The organism is Bradyrhizobium sp. Pha-3 (genome assembly GCF_042258615.1).
Lineage (GTDB): Bacteria > Pseudomonadota > Alphaproteobacteria > Rhizobiales > Xanthobacteraceae > Bradyrhizobium.
In genome coordinates this window covers 1,815,315-1,833,491 of the sequence record NZ_CP170152.1, presented here as the reverse complement: position 1 = coordinate 1,833,491, position 18,177 = coordinate 1,815,315, and the positions used below count along the sequence as shown (strand labels likewise).

Genomic DNA, 18,177 nt, shown 5'->3' with positions numbered 1-18,177 from the left:
GCACCGACAACACACCGGAGAACACCGATGGCCATAGGATTCGCAATTCACAAGGCGAAGCGGAAAGTGTCGCCCGACTTGGTCGCGCGCTACCGCACACTTCCGGTCGCCAATATCAGCGATGTGATGTCGCGGATCGCGGGCACCAACCGGCTGCGGCCGATGCATGCCGGCGGCTGGCTCGGCGGCCCGGCGCTGACCGTGAAGACCCGGCCCGGCGACAATCTGATGGTGCACAAGGCGATCGACCTGGCCCAGCCGGGCGACGTCATCGTGGTCGATGCCGGCGGCGTCCTGGTCAACGCCATCATCGGCGAGATCATGTCGACGCTGGCGGAGAAGAAGGGCGTCGCGGGCTTCGTGATCGACGGCTCGATCCGCGATGCCGGCGCGATCCGCGCCGGATCGTTCCCGGTGTTCGCCGCCGGCGTCGCTCATCGCGGCCCGTACAAGGACGGCCCGGGCGAGATCAATTGCGCCATCTCGATCGACGGCATGATCGTCGAGCCCGGCGATCTCATCGTGGCCGATGATGACGGCGTGCTCTGCGTGCCGCATGACCACGCCGAGGCCGTCTGCAAGCTGACCGAGGCCAAGAAGGCAACTGAGGAAAAGGCGATCCAGCAGATTCTCGCCGGCACCAGCGACCGTCGCTGGGTCGATGAGGCCCTGCAACGGCTCGGCTGCGAGTTCAAGGACTGACCTGCGGCCGCGGCCCACGAGGCGAGATGCCTGCCTCTTGGGCATAAGTCTCCGCAAAACCGCCGAGAATCATCGCCCCGCAACCGGTCGGCGCGTCCGTCGACCGGCATCGGGAATTTTTCCCGATTGCAGATGGAAAAGAATCCCGGACCTCCGGGACACATCTTGTTTGCCAAAGCCAAAGCGCTCCCGCAGTCTCAAGGCCAAGGTTCGTCGGGGATAAAAGCCGAACCGGGACAACAGGGTGGGCTCCATGGCTGGTGCGTTGTTGCGTACGGCAACACGATTTTTGTCTTCTTCGGTCCATACGCGCGGCGCTGCGGCCGTGCTCACCGCCATCGGAGCCGCAGCGCCGCTGACGATGGTGCAGGCCCAGACCCCCGCCCCGACCGAACTACCGCCGGTCACCGTGATTGCCCCCTCGCCGCTTTCGGGTACGCGCACCATCAAGCCCGCCGCCCGGCCGGTGGCGCGGACCTCGCGAGCCGCCCGAACACGGGCCGCGCCGGCACAGACCGCTGCGGCGCCCGAGGGTGGCGCCGGCGTCCCGAGCCCGTCCGAGCGCGACTCGAGCCTGCTCGATCGCGACAAGATTCCGTCCAATACCGAGGTGCTGACCTCGGCGGATTTCAGCCACAACTATTCGACCAACTTTCTGGACTCGGTGAACCGCAAGCTGCCCGGCGTCACGCTGACCGACCAGACCGGCAATCCGTTCCAGCGCAATCTCGACTATCGCGGCTTCGTCGCTTCGCCGGTTCAGGGAACGCCGCAGGGCATCGCGGTCTATCAGAACGGCGTGCGCATCAACGAATCCTGGGGCGACGTGGTCAACTGGGATTTCATCCCGGAAAAGGCCATCGACCGGGTGTCGCTGGTTCCCAACAACCCCGTATTCGGCTTGAACGCGATCGGCGGCGCGCTCAGCATCCAGATGAAGAACGGCTTCACCTACCAAGGCGTCGAGGGTGAAGTGTTCGGCGGCTCATACGGCCGCGTGCAGGGCAGCGTGCAGGCCGGCGGCCAGAAGGACAATATCTCGGCCTATGCGGCGTTCGAATCCGCCTATGACCGCGGCTGGCGCGACTACGCCAATTCGTCGCACGTCAACCGCATGTATGTCGACATCGGCGCGCGCAACGATGACACCGAATTCCACGTCAATTTCACCGGCGCCAGCAATCTGCTCGGCAACGTCGCCGCAACGCCGGTCCAGATGCTCAACCAGCGCTGGTCGAGCGTCTACACCTGGCCGCAATCGACGATGCTGCAGCTCGCCTTCGTCAACGCCACGCTGAACCATAATTTCTCGGACACCTGGTCGTTCCAGGGCAACGCCTATTTCCGCGGCTTCCGGCAGTCCCATGTCGACGGTAACGGCACCGACGTTGCGCCGTGCGACGATCCCACGACATTGTGCATCGGCGACGGCCTTCCGGTTTTCGGTCCGGCGGACGGTCCGGCGACTCCGAACACGCTGGGTAACGCTTTCCTTGGCGAACTCGATCGTAACCGGGTCGCCACCAACAGCTTTGGCGGTACGGCCCAGTTCACCAATACCGACAAGTTGTTCGGACACGACAACCACGTCGTCATGGGCGTCAGCGTCGACCATGGCAACACCAAGTTTACTGCGACCAGCGAGCTCGGCACCGTCGACCAGAATCTGTTCGTGACGGGCACCGGGGTCTTCATCAACCAGCCCGACGCTGGCCTCAGCCCGGTCGACCTGCGCGCCACCAACACCTACACCGGCGTCTACCTCACCGACACGTTCGACGTGACGAACAGGTTCTCGGTCACAGCCGGTGGACGGTTCAACTATGCCCAGATCGACCTGCAGGACCAGACCGGGACCAACGACCTGCTCAACAGCAGCAATCGCTTCCAGCGGTTCAACCCGGTGATCGGCGGCACCTTCAAGATCACTCCGAACCTCACCGCCTATGCCGGCTATTCGGAGGCCAACCGCGCGCCGACGCCGCTGGAGCTCGGCTGCTCCGATCCCAACCATCCCTGCATGATCGACACCTTCCTGGTGGCCGATCCGCCGCTCAAGCAGGTGGTGTCGCACACCGTCGAGGCCGGCCTGCGCGGCAGCTGGGGCCGCGACGCCAGGACCGGCATGCTGAGCTGGGGCCTGGGCGTGTTCCACACCCTGTCCGACGACGACATCATCCAGGTCACGAGCCCGCTCGGCGTCAACAATTTCGGCTTCTTCCAGAATGCCGGACAGACCTTGCGGCAAGGCATCGAGGCCAAGCTCGACTATCGCCTCGATCGCTGGAACGCCTACGCCAACTACACCTTTGTCGACGCGACCTATCGAAGCGCGATCACGCTGTCTTCGCCGAACAATCCGAATGCCCTGACCAACGACGCCGGCGCGCAATTTGTCAACGTCACGCCAGGTGACCACATCCCGGGCATTCCCGCGCACCGCTTCAAGGCCGGCGTCGACTACAACGTGACAGATGCGTGGAAGGTCGGCGCCGACCTCAATTTCGTGGGCAGCCAGTGGATCATCCATGATTACACCAACCAGAGCCCGAAGGTGCCGGCCTACTCGGTCGTCAATCTGCACACGTCATACCAGCTCACGAAGAACATCGAGGTGTTCGGCCTGATCAACAATGTGTTCAACCAGCACTACTATCTGAGCGGCGCGTTCTATCAAACGGGCGGCTTTACCAGTGCTGGCGGTCTGCCCAACCTGATGGCGCAGCTGAGCGATCCGCGCACCTTCGTGCCCGGCATGCCGCTCGCCGCCTACGCCGGCATCAGGGCAAAGTTCTAGTACGGTTTTCTGAGAAGCGACGCTACGCCACCGTCCCGCCGTCGACAGGCATCGCGATGCCGGTGACGAACGAGGCCTTGTCCGACAGCAGGAACACCGCGACCTCCGCGATCTCCTCCGGGCGTGCGGCGCGGCCCATCGGATTGCGGGTGACCGCGGCCTTGATCAGTTCCTCTGGATCGGCCTCGTTGTGGCCCGGCTGGTCGGGCCGATTGACGAACACCCGCAGCATCGGCGTGTCGATCGCGCCGGGACAGATCGCATTGACGCGAACGCCATCCTTGGCATGGCGCTTGGCGAGCGCCCGCGCGAGACCGATCACGCCGGCCTTGGCCGCCGAATAGGTCGGGCTCCATGGCGAACCGACCAGGCCCGAGGTCGATGCGGTGAACAGGATGCTGCCCTTGCGCCGCGCCGTCATCTGTCCGAGCGCCGCGTTGGTGGTGATCAGCTGCGAGCGCAGATTGAGATCGACGCTGAGATCCCAGCCCTCCAGGTCGTCGATCACGGACGGACCGGGAATGCCGAGATGATTCCAGACGCAATCGAGCGCGCCGAACTCCTTCACAGTCGCCGCGACGATGTCGCGCGAAAACCCGTCGTCGCGCAGATCGCCGGCCAGCGCCAGCGCGCGTCCGCCGCCCTTTTTGATCTCGTCGACCACCGCCTTGGCGCCGGCCTCGTTCTGGTCGACGACCGCGACCGCCGCGCCCTCGCGCGCGAGAATGAATGCGCCCGCGCGGCCGGCGCCCGACGCCGCGGCGGTGACGAGTGCGATCTTGCCTTGCATGTCCATGTTTCGATTCTGCCCGTGCTCGCGATCTCGAGCCTTCTTGGTTCTGATTGAAGCTCTGGTTGGATCAGGACTGCAACGCCAAAGTCTTGCGCTGAAGCGCTACTTCATGCCCCCGATCTGTTCGAACGCGCTAGCGGCCGCCGAACAGAACCGGAGACTGGCCGGGCAGCAGCTGCGAATGGATGTCGCTGTCCATGCGCTCCGCCCCTTGCTGGGTGAAACCGGCCCCGAACGACAGGGTGACATTCGAGGTCGGGCGGAACTCGAGTCCCGCACGCGCCGTATACCCGGCGTTGACGCCGGGATTGCCGCTGAACGGCGCCAGCGGGCCGCCGGCGCCGGGCGGATTGTATTTCAACGAGTCGAAGCCGGCGAAGAACGTCACCGGCGTGTCACCGACGCCTTTGAAATTGTAGCCGACCTGCGCGCCCTGATATTCGAGCGAGCCGAATGCCGCCGATTGACCAAGCGTGTTCCAGCCGGCGCGGCCGCCTTCGCTGCCGATAAACCAGCCATCCGGACGGCCGTTCAGATACGAGAAATCGCCGCCTTGCGGGGCGGTGGCGTCGAAGCCTGGAAAGTTTCCGTAAGTGTCCGCCTTCTGGCCGTCAGCCAGGCTGCCGCCGAAGCCGAACAGCGAGCCCGGCGTCCAGTAGCGCACAGGTCCAGCTTGGGCGTCGGCCTGCTGGGTGCTCAGGCACAGCGCCAGGAATGGAATTGCGAGACCGAGCTTGCTTGCGAAAGTCAACATCAGGTTACCGTCACGTGCGGGCAAACTATACCCGCCGGACGTCCACAACGCCAGCGCGGCGCCTGGCCCGGGAACGGCCAGCCGGCGACGGATCTGCCGCCGATCGGCGCACCTTGCACGCACTCAGTCCTCGGTCTGTCGCCGCCGCTCCTGGATCAGATCGATGAGGGCGCGCAGGCCGGCCGGCAGGTGACGGCGGCCGGAATAATAGAGACAGATACCGGGGAAGGATGGAGTCCAGTCGGCCAGCAGTTGAACCAGACGCCCGTCGCGCAGATCGTCGGCAACGTCCCATTCGGACATGTAGGCAAGCCCGTATCCCGCAAGAACCGCTTCGCGAATGAGATGCGGTTCGTCGAGTGTGATCCGGCCGGAGGCATCGATCAGAATCTGCTCGTCGTCCTTCTCGAATTCCCACCGGTAGACCCTGCCGGCGGGCAGCCGCATCCGGATGCAATCATGCCTGACGAGATCGGCCGGCGTGCGCGGGACAGCGCGCGTCGCAACATATGCCGGCGAACCGACGACGACGAGGCGCCCGCTTGGTCCGAGCGGCACCGAGATCATGTCGACGGGCACCTGCTCGGCGAGGCGGAAGCCGGCGTCAAAGCCTTCGCGCACGATGTCGATCAGCTTGCCCTCGGTGACGATGTCGACGGACATCTCGGGATAGCGATTGAGGTACTCGAAGATGATCGGCCGCAGGATTCGCCGCGCCGCGCCCGTCGAGGTGTTGAGCCGCAGCACGCCGGTCGGCGTCGCGCGGTGCTGGTTGACGGCGTCGGAGGCGTCGCGGATCGCGGTCAGCGCCGACGCGACCTCGGCCACGAACTGCTCGCCGGCCGGGGTCGGCGACACGCTGCGGGTTGTGCGGTTGAACAGGCGCACGCCGAGCCGTGCCTCGAGCTCGGCGATCGCCTGGCTCAACGCCGTGGTGGACAGCCCGAGCTCGGCTGCGGCGGCGCGAAAACTCCGGCGCCGCGCGACCGCCACCGCCGCCTCCAGCTCGACCAGTCGTCCCCGGCTCATTGTCCCGATTTTCGGATTAATTCATCCGCGATAATGCCACTAATCTGGATCAATCGCCACCGCTATCTCCATCGGGCAACCAGTGGAGAGATCACATGCGCATCATCGAGCACATCTACATCGACGGCCGGTTCGTCACGCCTCACGGCCGCGAACTGTTCGACCTATACAATCCGGCAACCGGCGCGGTGATCGGCCAGGTGCGGCTGGGCGACGCCGACGACGTCAACGAGGCGGTCGCGGCGGCGAAGCGCGCGCTGCCTGCGATGGCGCGCACCGGCAAGGACGAACGGCTGAAGATGCTGCACGCCTTGCACGCCGCGATGCGCGCGCATGTCGACGAACTGCGCGAGGCCGTGCTCGAGGAATACGGCGCGCCGGTCTCGCGATCGAGCTGGATGGCCGACTACGCCGCCGACGCGTTCCTCGCCGCCGCGCGCACACTCACCGACTTTCCCCTGGAGCGCGAGATCGGCACGGCCCGCGTCGTGATGACGCCGATCGGTGTCGTCGGGCTGATCACGCCGTGGAATTCCAACGCCGGCTTCATCTGCAACAAGCTCGCCTATGCGATCGCCGCGGGCTGCACCGCGGTGATCAAGCCGAGCGAGATGAGCGCGATGCAGACCGAGGTGGTGCTGCGCGCCCTGCACGAGGCCGGCCTCCCCGCAGGCGTCTACAACGTCGTCAACGGCCGCGGCGCCGACGTCGGCAACGCGATCACCGCACACCCCGACATCGCCAAGATCTCCTTCACCGGCTCGACCGCCGTCGGCAAATCGATCGTGCGGGCGAGCGCCGACAGTTTGAAGCGGGTGACGCTCGAGCTCGGCGGCAAGTCGCCAACCATCATCCTCGACGACGCCGATCTCGACGCGGTGATCCCAGGCGTGATCGAGGCCGGCTTCATGAATTCGGGCCAGGCCTGCGTCGCCGGCACCCGCCTGCTGGTGTCAGAACGGCGTCGCGCCGAGTTCGAGGCGCGCCTGAAGGCCACGATCGAGACGCGGGTCAAGGTCGGCGATCCCCGCGATCCCGCGACCACCGTCGGACCGATGGTGAGCCAGACGCAATGGGAGCGCGTGCAACGCTACATCCACCTCGGCCTTGAGGAAGGCGCGCGCCTGCTCACCGGCGGCGAAGGCAAGCCCGAGGGGCTCTCCGGCTATTTCGTGCGCCCGACGGTGTTCGCCGGCGTCAGCAACGAGATGCGGATCGCGCGCGAGGAAATCTTCGGGCCGGTGCTCGCGATCCTCAGCTATCGCGACGAGGACGACGCCATCGCCATCGCCAACGACACCAGCTACGGCCTCTCGGCCTATGTGTTCGGCGACCAGGCGCACGCGGAACAGATCGCCGCCCGCCTCGACAGCGGCCGCGTCGTGATCAACGGCGCCGCGCATGAACCGCTGGCGCCGTTCGGCGGCATGAAGCAATCGGGCCTCGGCCGCGAGAATGGCTCGTTCGGGCTGGAGGCCTATCTGGAGCCGAAGACGTTGCTTGGTGCGCGCGCAGCCTGACGACGACGCGGTGTTGCAGAATCGTCGGGGCGGCCGGAAATTGATCGCATTGCCCGGCAATGCGGATTGACAGGCCGGCACGTTTTCGAAACTGTGCGACACCTGCGTCGCAGGCGCCGTCCAACGGTCTCGTGACCTGTCGACGCGGAAATGGCGTCGTCATGAAGTGGTTTCGTTCGAACATCAGGCACGGGGCTCGGCTGGCGCTGTTGGCGCTGTCGATCCAGTTCGTGCTGTCGTTCGGCCATTTTCATGCCATTGCGTCGGCACATGCGACAACATCATCAGCGGCGCATGTCGAGAACGCCTCGCGCGACGCGCCTTATTCAAATCCTGATTCCGATCAGGCCGCAGACGTCTGCGCGATCTGCGCCGTCGTCGCGATGGTCAACTCGGCAATGCCGGCGCCGGCGCTGCCTCCACTGCAGCTGCCGGATGCCACAGCTCTGCTCGCCTGGCACATCGACAATTATGCGGCCCCGCTCGACATCGGCCGGCTGCACTATCAGCCGCGCGCACCTCCGATCTCCTGAACTCCCTGCACGACTGAACTTCGAACGCGGCCCCATGTCGGCTGCCGTTTGATCAATGGGGAATTTCGCTGTCGCACATCGACGGCGGGCTCGACCGCGTCCTTCGGTGAGGATGCGGATCGCAGCCTCGTGAGATCGGGAACCAACATGTCAGGAATTATCAAACGACACGCCGCCGCCGGCGCTGCATCGCTCTTGGTCTACGGGATCAACGGCGCCGCATTCGGGCAGACGTCCGCGCCGACAACGACACTTCCGGACATCACGGTGACGGCGCCGCAGCACCACACCGCGCCGTCCGGGCCGAAGAAGCCGAAGACGCGCATTGCGACCGGCGGCGGTCACCGCGCGCGCAGAACCGGTGCGGTATCGGCTACGCCTGAATCTCCAGAGCAAACCCAGGCTCAAGCCGTCGCAAGCCAGAACACACGACTCGACCAGGCCCGCGCCGCGCTGCTGGCGCCCACCGGCGCCAACAGCTACCAGATGAGCCGGCAAGCCCTCGAGGCGCTGCCACAGGGCACCAACACCACCCTGGACAAGGCCCTGCTGCAGGCGCCCGGGGTCTCGCAGGACTCCGCCGCAAGCGGCGAACTGCACGTGCGCAACGAGCACGCCAACCTGCAATACCGTATCAACGGGATCATGCTGCCCGACGGCGTCGGCGCGTTCGGCCAGATCATCGACACCGGGATCGTCGGCAGCATGGCGCTGATCACCGGCGCACTGCCCGCGCAGTATGGCCTGCGCACCGCCGGCGTGCTCGACATCCAGACCAAGGCCGACGCCTTCAACAATTCCGGCAGCATCAGCGTCTATGGCGGCAGCCACGGCACGCTCACCACCAGCGTCGACTATGGCGGCACGATCGGGCAAACCCAGTACTATGTCTCGCGACGCTATTTCGGCAGCGACGTCGGCATCGAGAACCCGACGCCGGCCTATAGCGCCATCCACGACCGGACCGACCAGGAGAAGGGCTTTGCCTATGTCTCGACCGCGATCGATCCGACCAGCCGGCTGACCTATATCGGCGGCGTCTCCAACGGCGCCTATCAGATCCCCAACAATCCCGGCCAGACGCCTGCGTTCACCGCCTACGGTGTCTCGAACTTCGATTCCGCGCTGCTCAACGAACGGCAGCATGAATTCAACCAGTTCAACGTCGTGGCCTATCAGAAGTCGGGCGACGGGTTCGACTACCAGGTCGCCTATTTCAATCGCTACAGCCAGCTGCACTTCATGCCCGATCCGGTCGGCGATCTCGTCTTCAACGGCGTTGCGTCGGACGTGTATCGCCAGAGCTTCATCAACGGCATCCAGGAGGACACCGCCTACCGGCTGGGCTTCGCGCACACGCTGAAGTTCGGTGTCGCGTTCAGCGCCGAGCGCTCACTGGTCAACAACGGCTCGACCGTGCTGCCGCTCGACGATGCCGGCAACCCGATCGATGCGCCGCTCTCGGTGTTCGATTCCAGCGCCAAGACCGGATATTTGTTCTCCACCTACATCGCCGACGAATGGAAGATCACCAACCAGCTGACGCTCAATGCCGGCCTGCGCTTCGACCAGATGTGGCAATATGTCGATGCCAACCAGCTGAGCCCGCGGATCAGCCTGACATGGAAGCCTTACGACGGCACGACCTTCCATGCCGGCTATGCCCGCAACTTCACGCCGCCCGAGCAGGTGCTGGCGGCACCGACCAACCTCTCGCTGGTGCAGAACACGACAGCGCAGCCAGCGACCACCGCCAATGACCCCGTGCTGCCGGAGCGCTCGCACGTGTTCGACATCGGCGTCACGCAGAAAGTTGACGCGATCCCCGGCCTCGAGGTCGGCATGGACGCCTATTACAAGATCGCGACCGATCTGCTCGACGATGGCCAGTTCGGCCAGGCCTACGTCCTGACCGCCTTCAACTATGCGAAAGGCACCAACGAGGGCGTCGAGCTGACGGCGCGATACGACCACGACAATCTGCATCTCTACGGCAATGTCGCCATCGCAAAGCAAGTCGCCACCACCGTCGTGTCGAACCAGTATCTGTTCGATCCGGTCGCGCTAGCCTTTATCGCAAACAACTATATCAACACCGACCATGCCCAGACCCTGACCGCATCGGTGGGCGGCTGGTACCAATGGCACGACACCAAGTTCAGCGCGTCGGTGATCTACGGTTCAGGCTTGCGCGCCGGCTTCGCCAACACCGGCACGGTGCCGCCATATGCACAGGTCAACCTCGGCGTCTCGCACGACTTCAACATTGTTGCGCCGAACAAGCCGACCACGCTGCGCTTCGACGTCGTCAATTTGTTCGACACCGTCTACCAGATCCGCGACGGCTCCGGCATCGGCGTGTTCGCGCCGCAATACGGCCCGCGCCGCGGCTTCTATGCCGGCATTACGCAGAAGTTCTGACGAGGCCAGGGTGCACCACGAAGCAGGCGTCCAGGCGCGCCCGCCGCGCCGGCTCACAGTTCGGCGACCAGCTGGACCAGCTGGTCCCGCAACCAGACATGGGCCGGATCGTGATGGTAGGACGCGTGCCACAGCAGCGACACCGTGACGTCCTTCACCTTCACCGGCGGCGGACTGAGGCTGAGCCCGAGATCGGCGGCGAAGCGCCGCGCCAGCCGCGCGCCCATCGTGACGATCACCGGCGCTTGCGCCACTAGGTACGGCACGGTGAGGAAGCGCGGCGTGGTCAGCGCAACGGAACGCTGTAGCCCGAGCTCTTCGAGTGCTTCATCGACAGTGCCGCGCACGGTGCGCCCCGGCCGCAGGCTGGTCAGCACGTGCGGAAGCCGGATGTAGTCCTCGAGCGAGATTGGCGGCGTGATACCCGTCTTCTCCGCATTGAACATGCAAAGGAAGCTCTCGGTGAACAGCACGCGCTGCTTGTGATGCAATTGTCCTTGCTGGATCGGCCCGTAGGAGAGCGCGAGATCCACTTCGTCGGCGTCGAGATCATCGAGCAGCCGGGACGTATCGACATTGTAGAGCCGCAGGTGAATGCCCGGCGCGATCTCGCGCATGCGCGCCAGAAGGCGCGGCACGATCAGGATTTCCATACTGTCCGACAGGCCGAGCCTGAACGTCCGCACCGCCGTGGCCGGATCGAAGGTCTTCTCGCGCAGGAGCACCGCCTCGACCTGTGCGAGCGCGGTCCGCACCGGATCGAGCAAGGTCATCGCGCGCGGGGTGAGGCGCATGCCATCGGCCCCTCGCGTGAGCAGCTCGTCATCGAACAGTTCGCGCAAGCGCGCGAGATTGTGGCTCATGGCGGATTGGCCAATGCCGACGGCGCCTGCCGCCCGGGTCACGCTCCGTTCGGTGAGTAGCGCATTGAGATGAACAAGCAGGTTCAGGTCGATGCGACCCAAATTGACGGTATCGATGGCCACTATCGATCCAATCTGTTTGATCGATGATCATAGCCTGACCATCTCCTCCGGCAAGGGAGCAGACGGGCAATCGCTCGCCGCCCAGGTTCCGATACTCAAGCCAACGGAGGATCCCATGTCGATCCGCAGCACAATTCTCGCCACAGCCTTTACCCTCGCCTCACTTGGCGCCTCACTTGGCGCCGCAGAGGCGCGCGGGCTCAGGCCGATCGAGGCCCAAAGCATCCATCTGGGCGACGTATCCGGCGTCACCTACTACACGGTCGAGCCCGATGGATATCGCGTCGTGACCACGCTCGCACAGGGCGAGGCCGGAACCCCCGTCCGCTTCGTCTCGGTGCTGGCGCCCGGTCAGCGTGCCCTGCTCTCGACGCCGAACCAGCCAGGCGCAGTGGAGATCAGCCGGAACGGCGACAGCGTGACTGTCCGCAAGTCGGGCACGCTCTCCAACTAGTCGGCACAGCGGTCGGAGCCTTCCATCACAGGTGCAAGAGCCACAGATGTCCACGATCCACCTTCATCGGACGACGAAGTTGACGCCCGAGCAGTACGTCACCGGTCTCACCGACTTCGGGCCGGGCCGCTCCAAACTGTTCGGCAATAGCGCCGATGCCTATCTCAAGGTGCATCATCGGGGCCCCTCGCATGCTGACGTGACCGAGGGCTCGAACGGCATCTGGGAGCGCTTGCACTACGACTGGTCCGACCCCGACCATGTCGTCCTGACGACGACCGACTCCAATGTGTGGGGCGGCAGGTCGGGCCACACCTACAACTTCGTGCGGCGGCCCGATGGCGCGACCGACATTGACGTGGTCGTGGTGCGCGACGGCAAGAATCTCAAAGGATGGATCCTCGGTCTCGTGCTCGGGTCGATCGGCAGCAGCGTCCTCGAAAAGGCGTTCGAAAACTCCGTCAAAGCCATCGAGCAGCGGCACCCGCAGCAGGGCCGGATTGCGGCCTAGACGCGGAGCATTGAAAGTATTGCTCCGAGATCAATGTTTCTATTGTACCGAGCAATGTACCGGACCATATCTAGGTTCAACGAACGCATTGCACCGGGTCAGCCCGGTGCAGGCCGAATGGAGACAACTGAAATGGAGATCAATTATCTCGATACGTTCCTGGCATTCCTCGGAATGACCTTCGGACTGGTCTCGGTGATGCCCGGCCTGTTTTTCCAACCCAAGGCCGAGGCGGAGCGCGCGACAAGGACGGTCTCGACCCGCGCCGGCAACAGCAGGCGATGATGCGGCGCGGCTTCCGGGCTCGCATCACGCTGAAGTTCTAACCCGCGACCAGCAGCTGATCTTTCAGCAATTCCGTCAGCCAATCGGCAAACACCTGGAGCCGCCGCGACAGGTGCTGGCGGTGCGGATAGAGCAAGGTCATCGGCATCGGCGTGGCGCGATGCTGCGGCATCACCTCGGCGAGCTCTCCGGCTTCGAGATGCCGCCTCACGTCGTAGGCGGGGATCTGGATCAGGCCGAGGCCGGCGAGGCAGCAGGCGATGTAGGCCTCGGCGCTGTTGACGGTGACGCGGCCGCGCATCGCCATGGTGCGCGCCGCGCCCTGCTCACACCATTCCCACTCCTCGATGCGGCCGGTTGAGGGCGAGGCGTAGTTGACCGCCCAATGCGCGCCGAGATCGTCGGGCGTCTGCGGCGTGCCGTGGCGCGCGAGATATCCGGGGCTCGCGACATTGATCAGCACGAGATTGCCGAGCGGCCGCGCGATCAGACCGGAATCGCCGAGCGGGCCGACGCGCACCACGCAATCGGCGGAGTCCGCGATCAGGTTGATGGCGCGATCGGTGACGCCGAGATCGATGTCGATCTGCGGATAGCGATCGAGGAAAGCGGGCAGCGCCGGCGCGATGATCAGGCGTCCGATCCGTCCGGGCACGTCGACCCTGAGCCGGCCCGACGGCTCGGCGGCGGCGTGGCGGAACAGGCTCTCGGCCTCCTCGACATCGGCGACGACGCGCAGGCATCGTTCGTAGAACGCCGCGCCGTCGTGCGTGGGCGACACCTTTCGCGTCGTCCGATGCAGCAGGCGGGCACCGACGCGCTGCTCCAGCTCGGCGACCGCAGACGAGACCGACGAGCGCGGCAGGCCCAGCGTGTCGGCCGCCCGCGTAAAGCTTGCGCATTCGACGACGCGGGCGAAGATGCGGAAGAGATCGATGCGGTCCACGATCGGGCCCCGATTGTTCGCTAATTCTGACAAGTGAGGTCAGAATGGGCGGCTTTATCGGCAAATCCTAGACGATATCGTTGCCTCCAGAAAGCGGCCGCAGGGCGCAGCCGCACGACCTGGAGAGCCGAACGCCATGACCGACCACAGCATCAAGGGCAAGACCGTCATCGTCGCCGGCGGCGCCAAGAACCTCGGCGGCCTGATCGCACGCGATCTCGCGGCGCACGGCGCGAAGGCGATCGCGATCCACTACAACAGCGCCGCGACCAAGGCCGACGCCGACGCGACAGTGGCTGCGATCAAGGCTGCCGGCGCCAACGCGGTCACCTTCCAGGCCAACCTCACGACCTCGGGCGCGATGGAGAAGCTGTTCACTGATGCCGTCGCTGCGATCGGCCGTCCCGACATCGCGATCAACACCGTCGGCAAGGTGTTGAAGAAGCCGATGGTCGAGATCTCGGAGGCCGAATACGATGCGATGAGCGCGGTCAACGCCAAGTCCGCGTTCTTCTTCCTCAAGGAAGCCGGCCGTCACGTCAACGACAACGGCAAGATCTGCACGCTGGTGACGTCGCTGCTCGGCGCCTACACGCCGTTCTATGCCGCCTATGCCGGCACCAAGGCGCCGGTCGAGCATTTCACCCGCGCGGCCTCGAAGGAATTCGGCGCACGCGGCATCTCGGTCACCGCGATCGGCCCGGGCCCAATGGACACGCCGTTCTTCTATCCGGCCGAAGGCGCTGATGCGGTCGCCTATCACAAATCGGCAGCAGCGCTGTCCGGCTTCTCGAAGACCGGCCTCACCGACATCAAGGATATCGTGCCCTGGATCCGCCTCCTGGTGTCTGACGGCTGGTGGATGACCGGCCAGACCATCCTCGTCAACGGCGGCTACACCACGAAGTGAGGTCGACCTTCCCTGCATCCACGCGCCTTTCATTGCAGGGGAAACGGACCGCCGGCGGAATTTGACCGCCGGTTTTGCCGGCGATATCTTTCGCCCCGCTGGGCCCTTCGCAGTGACGGTCTATTCGAGGCGCACATGGAATGGTCAACCAGGCCGGCCCGTCCGGATCAGCCCTTCGGCAGTTGGGCCGACGACCTCGCAGCTGCCTTTGTGCGCCTCGAGCCGCGCAGGATTGGCGAGGAATCGTTTGCCGGCGCGATCTGCAAGGTCGACGCCGCACCGCTGCAGATATCGCGGGTCACGGCGAGCGGACACATCGTGCACCGGCTCGCTTCGCACATCGCTGCAAGCACCGACGACCTTTGCTTCGTCAACCTCCAGCTCGAAGGGCTGGGGCGCACCTCGCAGCGCGGCTATGAGCAGATCAGCGCCCCCGGCGATCTGGCGGTCGCCGATACGACGCAGCCGTTCGAGATCGCCCACCGGCATCACTTCGAGCTGTTCTGCTTTGCCGTGCCGCGGCGCCTGTTGCCGGACACGCTGTTCGATCGCCCGCGGCTCGGCCTGTCTGCGACCGAAACCGGACGCGCGCTGTCGCGGACGCTGGCGAGCTACGCCGAACTCTGCCTGAGCGGCGGTCGCCTCGCAACAACCTCGCCGATGCTCGGCACGCATATCGCCGAGCTGATCGCGCACGCACCCGACATCCTCACCGACGTGGCGGCCGAGCGCGTGCATACGCCGGTGCTGCTGTCGATGATGCTTGACCATATCGCCCGGCACAGCGACGACCCCGAGCTCGGCGCGCCGGCGTTGGCCGCGAAATTCCGCTGCTCCGAGCGCTACGTACACCGCCTGTTCGCGAGCACCGGCCGCTCCGTGGGCGAACATGTCAACGAACAGCGGATCGCCGCGTGCACGCGCGCCCTGCTCGATCGCACCTCCGCGCACAAGACCATTGCCGAGATCGCCTTTGCCGCGGGCTTCCGCGACATCTCGCATTTCAACCGCCTGTTCAAGCGCCACAATGGCCTCGCCCCGCGCGAGTTCCGCCGCGCCGCCGCGCACTGAAGCGCGACGAGATTAGGTTCACTCCGGGCCAAGAAATCGGGCGCTGCCGTCCAAGATTTCCTGACCACGCCGCGATAGCCATAGCCCGAACCGCCGACACGGAGGGCATTGGCATGGCGATCGATTTCACGCTCACGGCACAGCAGCGCGAGTTGCAGCTCGCCTCCCGCAAATTTGCCAGGGAGGTGCTGGCCGAGGCCAGGGCCGCCGAAAAGTTGGCAACGCCGGAACAGCGCTTCCTCGCCACCAAACCGACCTACGAGGCGATGGTGGCGGCCGGCTATCTGCGCAAGTGCATTCCGGCGCCGGCAGGCGGCGACAACGCCGGCATGATCGACATGGCGATCCTGGCCGAGGAATTCTACAGCGCGAATCCCAGCGTGACGCTCACCATGCTCGGCAGCGTGCTCGGCCTGCTGCCGCTGCTGCTCGGCGGCACGCCGGAGCAGTGCCAACGGCTGCTCGCGCCATTCCTGAAGACCAGCGGCGCGCCGCTCGCCGCCTTCTGTTCCAGCGAGCCGGGCGGCAGCGCCAACGCCGCCTCGCCGCCGCCCGGCGAGGGCGTCCGCACCACCGCCCGGCGCGAGGGCGACAACTGGCTGATCAATGGCCGCAAGAAATGGGTGTCCTCGGCCACCGGCTGGAATCGCGAGGGCGCCGATCTTCTGACCATCGTGTGCCGGACCGATCCCGCAGCAGCCCCCGATGCGGCCATCTCGATCATTGCCGTGCAAGGACCGGTGAGCGGCCTGGTGTTCGAACGCGCGATCGACAGTATCGGTCATCGTGCCCACCTTGTCCCGCAGTTCGGTTTGCAGAATGTCGCTACGCCACACCACAATCTGCTCGGACAGCAAGGTTCCGGCCTGGCGCTGACCGCGGCGGCATTCACGGGCACCGCGGCCCTGGTCGGAATCTTCGGCGTCGCGCTGATGCGGGCGGCTTTCGCGTTCGCGCTGGATTTTGCCCGCAGCGAGAAGCGCGGCGGCGTTCACCCCATCATCGAGCATCAGGCGGTCGGATACGCGCTCGCCGATGCCAAGACCACGATCGAAGCGGCGCGCACGCTCAGCTGGCGCGCCTGCCACGCCCTGGACACCCAGTCGCCGGCGGCCGAGGAACTCGCGGTGCAGGCCAAGATCTTCGGCTCCGAGGCGGCCGTGCGCGTCATCACCGATCTGATGCGGGTGGTCGGCATCGACAGCTACGACCATGAAGCGCCATTCGGCGGCCTGCTGCAGGACGCGCTCGCGCTGCCGATCTTCGACGGCGGCAATCTCGGCATCCGGCGGCGGCAGCTGCACACGATGTTCAAGAGCCGCGACTACAGCCCGCTCGCCGCAAGCGGCGCGGCGTAGTGCGATATTTTGGAGGAGCGAAGTCATGAGCGCAGAGCGGAAAGTGGCAGTCGTCACCGGCGCATCGCAGGGGATCGGCGCCGGCATCGTGCAGGCCTTCAGGGATCGCAACTGCCGGGTTGTTGCGACCTCGCGCTCGATCAAGCCGGCCACTGACGCGGATTTCGTCACGGTGGCGGGCGATGTCGGCGCGGCCGGTACGGCGGAGGACGTGTTCAAGGTAGCGCTGGAGCGCTTCGGCCGCGTCGACACGCTGGTCAACAACGCCGGCATCTTCCTGGCGAAACCGTTCACCGCCTATACGCAGGATGACTACGCCAGCTACATCTCGACCAACGTGACCGGCTTTTTCAACATGACCCAACGCGCGCTGGAGCTGATGAGCAAGCAGGGCCATGGTCACGTCGTCACCATCACGACCAGTCTCGTCGACCAGCCGATGAGCAGCGTTCCCGCCGCCCTCGCCTCGCTGACCAAGGGCGCCCTGAACGCCGCAACCCGCGCGCTCGCCATCGAATATGCAAGGCGCGGAATTCGCGTCAACGCGGTGTCGCCCGGAATCATCAAGACCCCGATGCACCCGGCGGAGGCACATCCGGCGCTGGCGGCGCTTCACCCGGTCGGCAGGATGGGAGAGATCTCCGACATTGTCGACGCAGTGCTTTATCTCGATGGCGCAGGCTTCGTGACCGGAGAAGTGCTTCACGTCGACGGCGGACAGGCGGCCGGCCACCATATGCCGTAGCAAGGCGATGCCCGGACCACGTTGCCGCTCCGCGCCCTGCGGCAGCGGATGTATGGGTCACGTTACGAACGCTGCTGCAAATTCAGTGTCGTCCCGGGCAAGCGAAGCGCGACCCGGGACCCACAACCACAGGGTACAGTTGTTTGTGCGACGCTGGGGCCCCAGCGAATTCCATCACACAAGGCAGTGGTTATAGGTCCCTGCTTTCGCAGGAACGACACCGGAGAAGCTGCGGCCTCTCGGCTCAAGCACCGCTGTCCCTGGAATACTGGATCACCAGCTTTCGCAGGTGATGACACCGAGCAGGTAACAGCGACATTGCGCCGCGAAGCTCGTTGCGGCGCAACAATCAAAATGAGACT

The 18,177-nt window shown here is 65.3% G+C and carries 17 protein-coding genes; 12 read left to right on the top strand and 5 right to left on the bottom strand.

The window, feature by feature from the left end:
* The first annotated feature begins 27 nt into the window (after positions 1–27).
* Together ACE10Z_RS08550 and ACE10Z_RS08545 are read left to right on the top strand one after the other, a co-directional pair.
* Positions 28–702, top strand: coding sequence for an RraA family protein (locus ACE10Z_RS08550; RefSeq protein ID WP_375787533.1), 675 nt, complete (start codon positions 28–30; stop codon positions 700–702).
* Positions 703–1,315: 613 nt separating this feature from the next.
* A complete protein-coding gene (locus ACE10Z_RS08545) occupies positions 1,316–3,499 on the top strand; it encodes a TonB-dependent receptor (protein WP_375789778.1) in 2,184 nt (727 codons plus the stop codon).
* A 22-nt stretch (positions 3,500–3,521) separates the two neighbouring features.
* Here ACE10Z_RS08545 and ACE10Z_RS08540 read toward each other — a convergent pair whose 3' ends face one another.
* From ACE10Z_RS08540 to ACE10Z_RS08530, 3 genes are all read right to left on the bottom strand, one after another.
* Positions 3,522–4,295, bottom strand: coding sequence for an SDR family NAD(P)-dependent oxidoreductase (locus ACE10Z_RS08540; protein ID WP_375787532.1), 774 nt, complete (start codon positions 4,293–4,295; stop codon positions 3,522–3,524).
* A 130-nt stretch (positions 4,296–4,425) separates the two neighbouring features.
* Positions 4,426–5,046 (bottom strand): hypothetical protein, encoded by a 621-nt coding sequence (locus ACE10Z_RS08535; protein WP_375787531.1) that lies wholly within the window; start codon positions 5,044–5,046, stop codon positions 4,426–4,428.
* 123 nt (positions 5,047–5,169) lie between these two features.
* The gene (locus tag ACE10Z_RS08530) at positions 5,170–6,075 is read right to left on the bottom strand and encodes a LysR family transcriptional regulator (protein ID WP_375787530.1); all 906 of its coding nucleotides are present in this window, start codon (positions 6,073–6,075) and stop codon (positions 5,170–5,172) included.
* Positions 6,076–6,170: 95 nt separating this feature from the next.
* On the opposite strand from ACE10Z_RS08530, the gene ACE10Z_RS08525 reads away from it, so the two are divergent.
* From ACE10Z_RS08525 to ACE10Z_RS08515, 3 genes are all read left to right on the top strand, one after another.
* Positions 6,171–7,595 carry an aldehyde dehydrogenase family protein gene (locus ACE10Z_RS08525; RefSeq protein WP_375787529.1) on the top strand — a complete coding sequence of 475 codons (1,425 nt, stop codon included), beginning with the start codon at positions 6,171–6,173 and terminating at the stop codon, positions 7,593–7,595.
* 161 nt (positions 7,596–7,756) lie between these two features.
* A complete protein-coding gene (locus tag ACE10Z_RS08520; protein WP_375787528.1) occupies positions 7,757–8,128 on the top strand; it encodes a DUF2946 family protein in 372 nt (123 codons plus the stop codon).
* Between the two features lie 147 nt (positions 8,129–8,275).
* Positions 8,276–10,549 (top strand): TonB-dependent receptor, encoded by a 2,274-nt coding sequence (locus ACE10Z_RS08515; protein WP_375787527.1) that lies wholly within the window; start codon positions 8,276–8,278, stop codon positions 10,547–10,549.
* A 53-nt stretch (positions 10,550–10,602) separates the two neighbouring features.
* On the opposite strand, the gene ACE10Z_RS08510 is transcribed toward ACE10Z_RS08515, so the two are convergent.
* Positions 10,603–11,535 carry a LysR family transcriptional regulator gene (locus ACE10Z_RS08510; protein WP_375787526.1) on the bottom strand — a complete coding sequence of 311 codons (933 nt, stop codon included), beginning with the start codon at positions 11,533–11,535 and terminating at the stop codon, positions 10,603–10,605.
* Positions 11,536–11,650: 115 nt separating this feature from the next.
* Here ACE10Z_RS08510 and ACE10Z_RS08505 point away from each other — a divergent pair, with 115 nt between their 5' ends.
* From ACE10Z_RS08505 to ACE10Z_RS08495, 3 genes are all read left to right on the top strand, one after another.
* The gene (locus ACE10Z_RS08505) at positions 11,651–11,989 is read left to right on the top strand and encodes a hypothetical protein (protein WP_375787525.1); all 339 of its coding nucleotides are present in this window, start codon (positions 11,651–11,653) and stop codon (positions 11,987–11,989) included.
* A gap of 46 nt (positions 11,990–12,035) precedes the next feature.
* Positions 12,036–12,500 carry a hypothetical protein gene (locus tag ACE10Z_RS08500; RefSeq protein WP_375787524.1) on the top strand — a complete coding sequence of 155 codons (465 nt, stop codon included), beginning with the start codon at positions 12,036–12,038 and terminating at the stop codon, positions 12,498–12,500.
* Between the two features lie 132 nt (positions 12,501–12,632).
* Complete coding sequence (locus tag ACE10Z_RS08495) at positions 12,633–12,785, top strand: hypothetical protein (RefSeq protein ID WP_375787523.1); 153 nt, start codon at positions 12,633–12,635, stop codon at positions 12,783–12,785.
* A 37-nt stretch (positions 12,786–12,822) separates the two neighbouring features.
* On the opposite strand, the gene ACE10Z_RS08490 is transcribed toward ACE10Z_RS08495, so the two are convergent.
* The gene (locus ACE10Z_RS08490; RefSeq protein WP_375787522.1) at positions 12,823–13,731 is read right to left on the bottom strand and encodes a LysR family transcriptional regulator; all 909 of its coding nucleotides are present in this window, start codon (positions 13,729–13,731) and stop codon (positions 12,823–12,825) included.
* Between the two features lie 136 nt (positions 13,732–13,867).
* Between ACE10Z_RS08490 and ACE10Z_RS08485 the strand changes: the two genes are divergently transcribed.
* The 4 genes from ACE10Z_RS08485 (at position 13,868) to ACE10Z_RS08470 (ending at position 17,815) form a co-directional block, all read left to right on the top strand.
* Complete coding sequence (locus ACE10Z_RS08485; protein WP_375787521.1) at positions 13,868–14,641, top strand: SDR family oxidoreductase; 774 nt, start codon at positions 13,868–13,870, stop codon at positions 14,639–14,641.
* Positions 14,642–14,776: 135 nt separating this feature from the next.
* The gene (locus ACE10Z_RS08480) at positions 14,777–15,712 is read left to right on the top strand and encodes a helix-turn-helix domain-containing protein (protein ID WP_375787520.1); all 936 of its coding nucleotides are present in this window, start codon (positions 14,777–14,779) and stop codon (positions 15,710–15,712) included.
* A gap of 113 nt (positions 15,713–15,825) precedes the next feature.
* The gene (locus ACE10Z_RS08475; protein ID WP_375787519.1) at positions 15,826–17,070 is read left to right on the top strand and encodes an acyl-CoA dehydrogenase family protein; all 1,245 of its coding nucleotides are present in this window, start codon (positions 15,826–15,828) and stop codon (positions 17,068–17,070) included.
* Between the two features lie 25 nt (positions 17,071–17,095).
* Positions 17,096–17,815 (top strand): SDR family NAD(P)-dependent oxidoreductase, encoded by a 720-nt coding sequence (locus tag ACE10Z_RS08470; RefSeq protein WP_375787518.1) that lies wholly within the window; start codon positions 17,096–17,098, stop codon positions 17,813–17,815.
* Positions 17,816–18,177: the final 362 nt, after the last annotated feature.

Excerpts from the sequence above, each read along its gene's own strand:
- ACE10Z_RS08550 (WP_375787533.1), top strand. The coding sequence starts at position 28 with ATGGCCATAGGATTCGCAATTCACAAGGCGAAGCGGAAAGTGTCGCCC.
- ACE10Z_RS08540 (WP_375787532.1), bottom strand. The coding sequence starts at position 4,295 with ATGGACATGCAAGGCAAGATCGCACTCGTCACCGCCGCGGCGTCGGGC.
- ACE10Z_RS08535 (WP_375787531.1), bottom strand. The coding sequence starts at position 5,046 with ATGTTGACTTTCGCAAGCAAGCTCGGTCTCGCAATTCCATTCCTGGCG.
- ACE10Z_RS08530 (WP_375787530.1), bottom strand. The coding sequence starts at position 6,075 with ATGAGCCGGGGACGACTGGTCGAGCTGGAGGCGGCGGTGGCGGTCGCG.
- ACE10Z_RS08525 (WP_375787529.1), top strand. The coding sequence starts at position 6,171 with ATGCGCATCATCGAGCACATCTACATCGACGGCCGGTTCGTCACGCCT.
- ACE10Z_RS08520 (WP_375787528.1), top strand. The coding sequence starts at position 7,757 with ATGAAGTGGTTTCGTTCGAACATCAGGCACGGGGCTCGGCTGGCGCTG.
- ACE10Z_RS08515 (WP_375787527.1), top strand. The coding sequence starts at position 8,276 with ATGTCAGGAATTATCAAACGACACGCCGCCGCCGGCGCTGCATCGCTC.
- ACE10Z_RS08505 (WP_375787525.1), top strand. The coding sequence starts at position 11,651 with ATGTCGATCCGCAGCACAATTCTCGCCACAGCCTTTACCCTCGCCTCA.
- ACE10Z_RS08500 (WP_375787524.1), top strand. The coding sequence starts at position 12,036 with ATGTCCACGATCCACCTTCATCGGACGACGAAGTTGACGCCCGAGCAG.
- ACE10Z_RS08495 (WP_375787523.1), top strand. The coding sequence starts at position 12,633 with ATGGAGATCAATTATCTCGATACGTTCCTGGCATTCCTCGGAATGACC.
- ACE10Z_RS08485 (WP_375787521.1), top strand. The coding sequence starts at position 13,868 with ATGACCGACCACAGCATCAAGGGCAAGACCGTCATCGTCGCCGGCGGC.
- ACE10Z_RS08480 (WP_375787520.1), top strand. The coding sequence starts at position 14,777 with ATGGAATGGTCAACCAGGCCGGCCCGTCCGGATCAGCCCTTCGGCAGT.
- ACE10Z_RS08475 (WP_375787519.1), top strand. The coding sequence starts at position 15,826 with ATGGCGATCGATTTCACGCTCACGGCACAGCAGCGCGAGTTGCAGCTC.
- ACE10Z_RS08470 (WP_375787518.1), top strand. The coding sequence starts at position 17,096 with ATGAGCGCAGAGCGGAAAGTGGCAGTCGTCACCGGCGCATCGCAGGGG.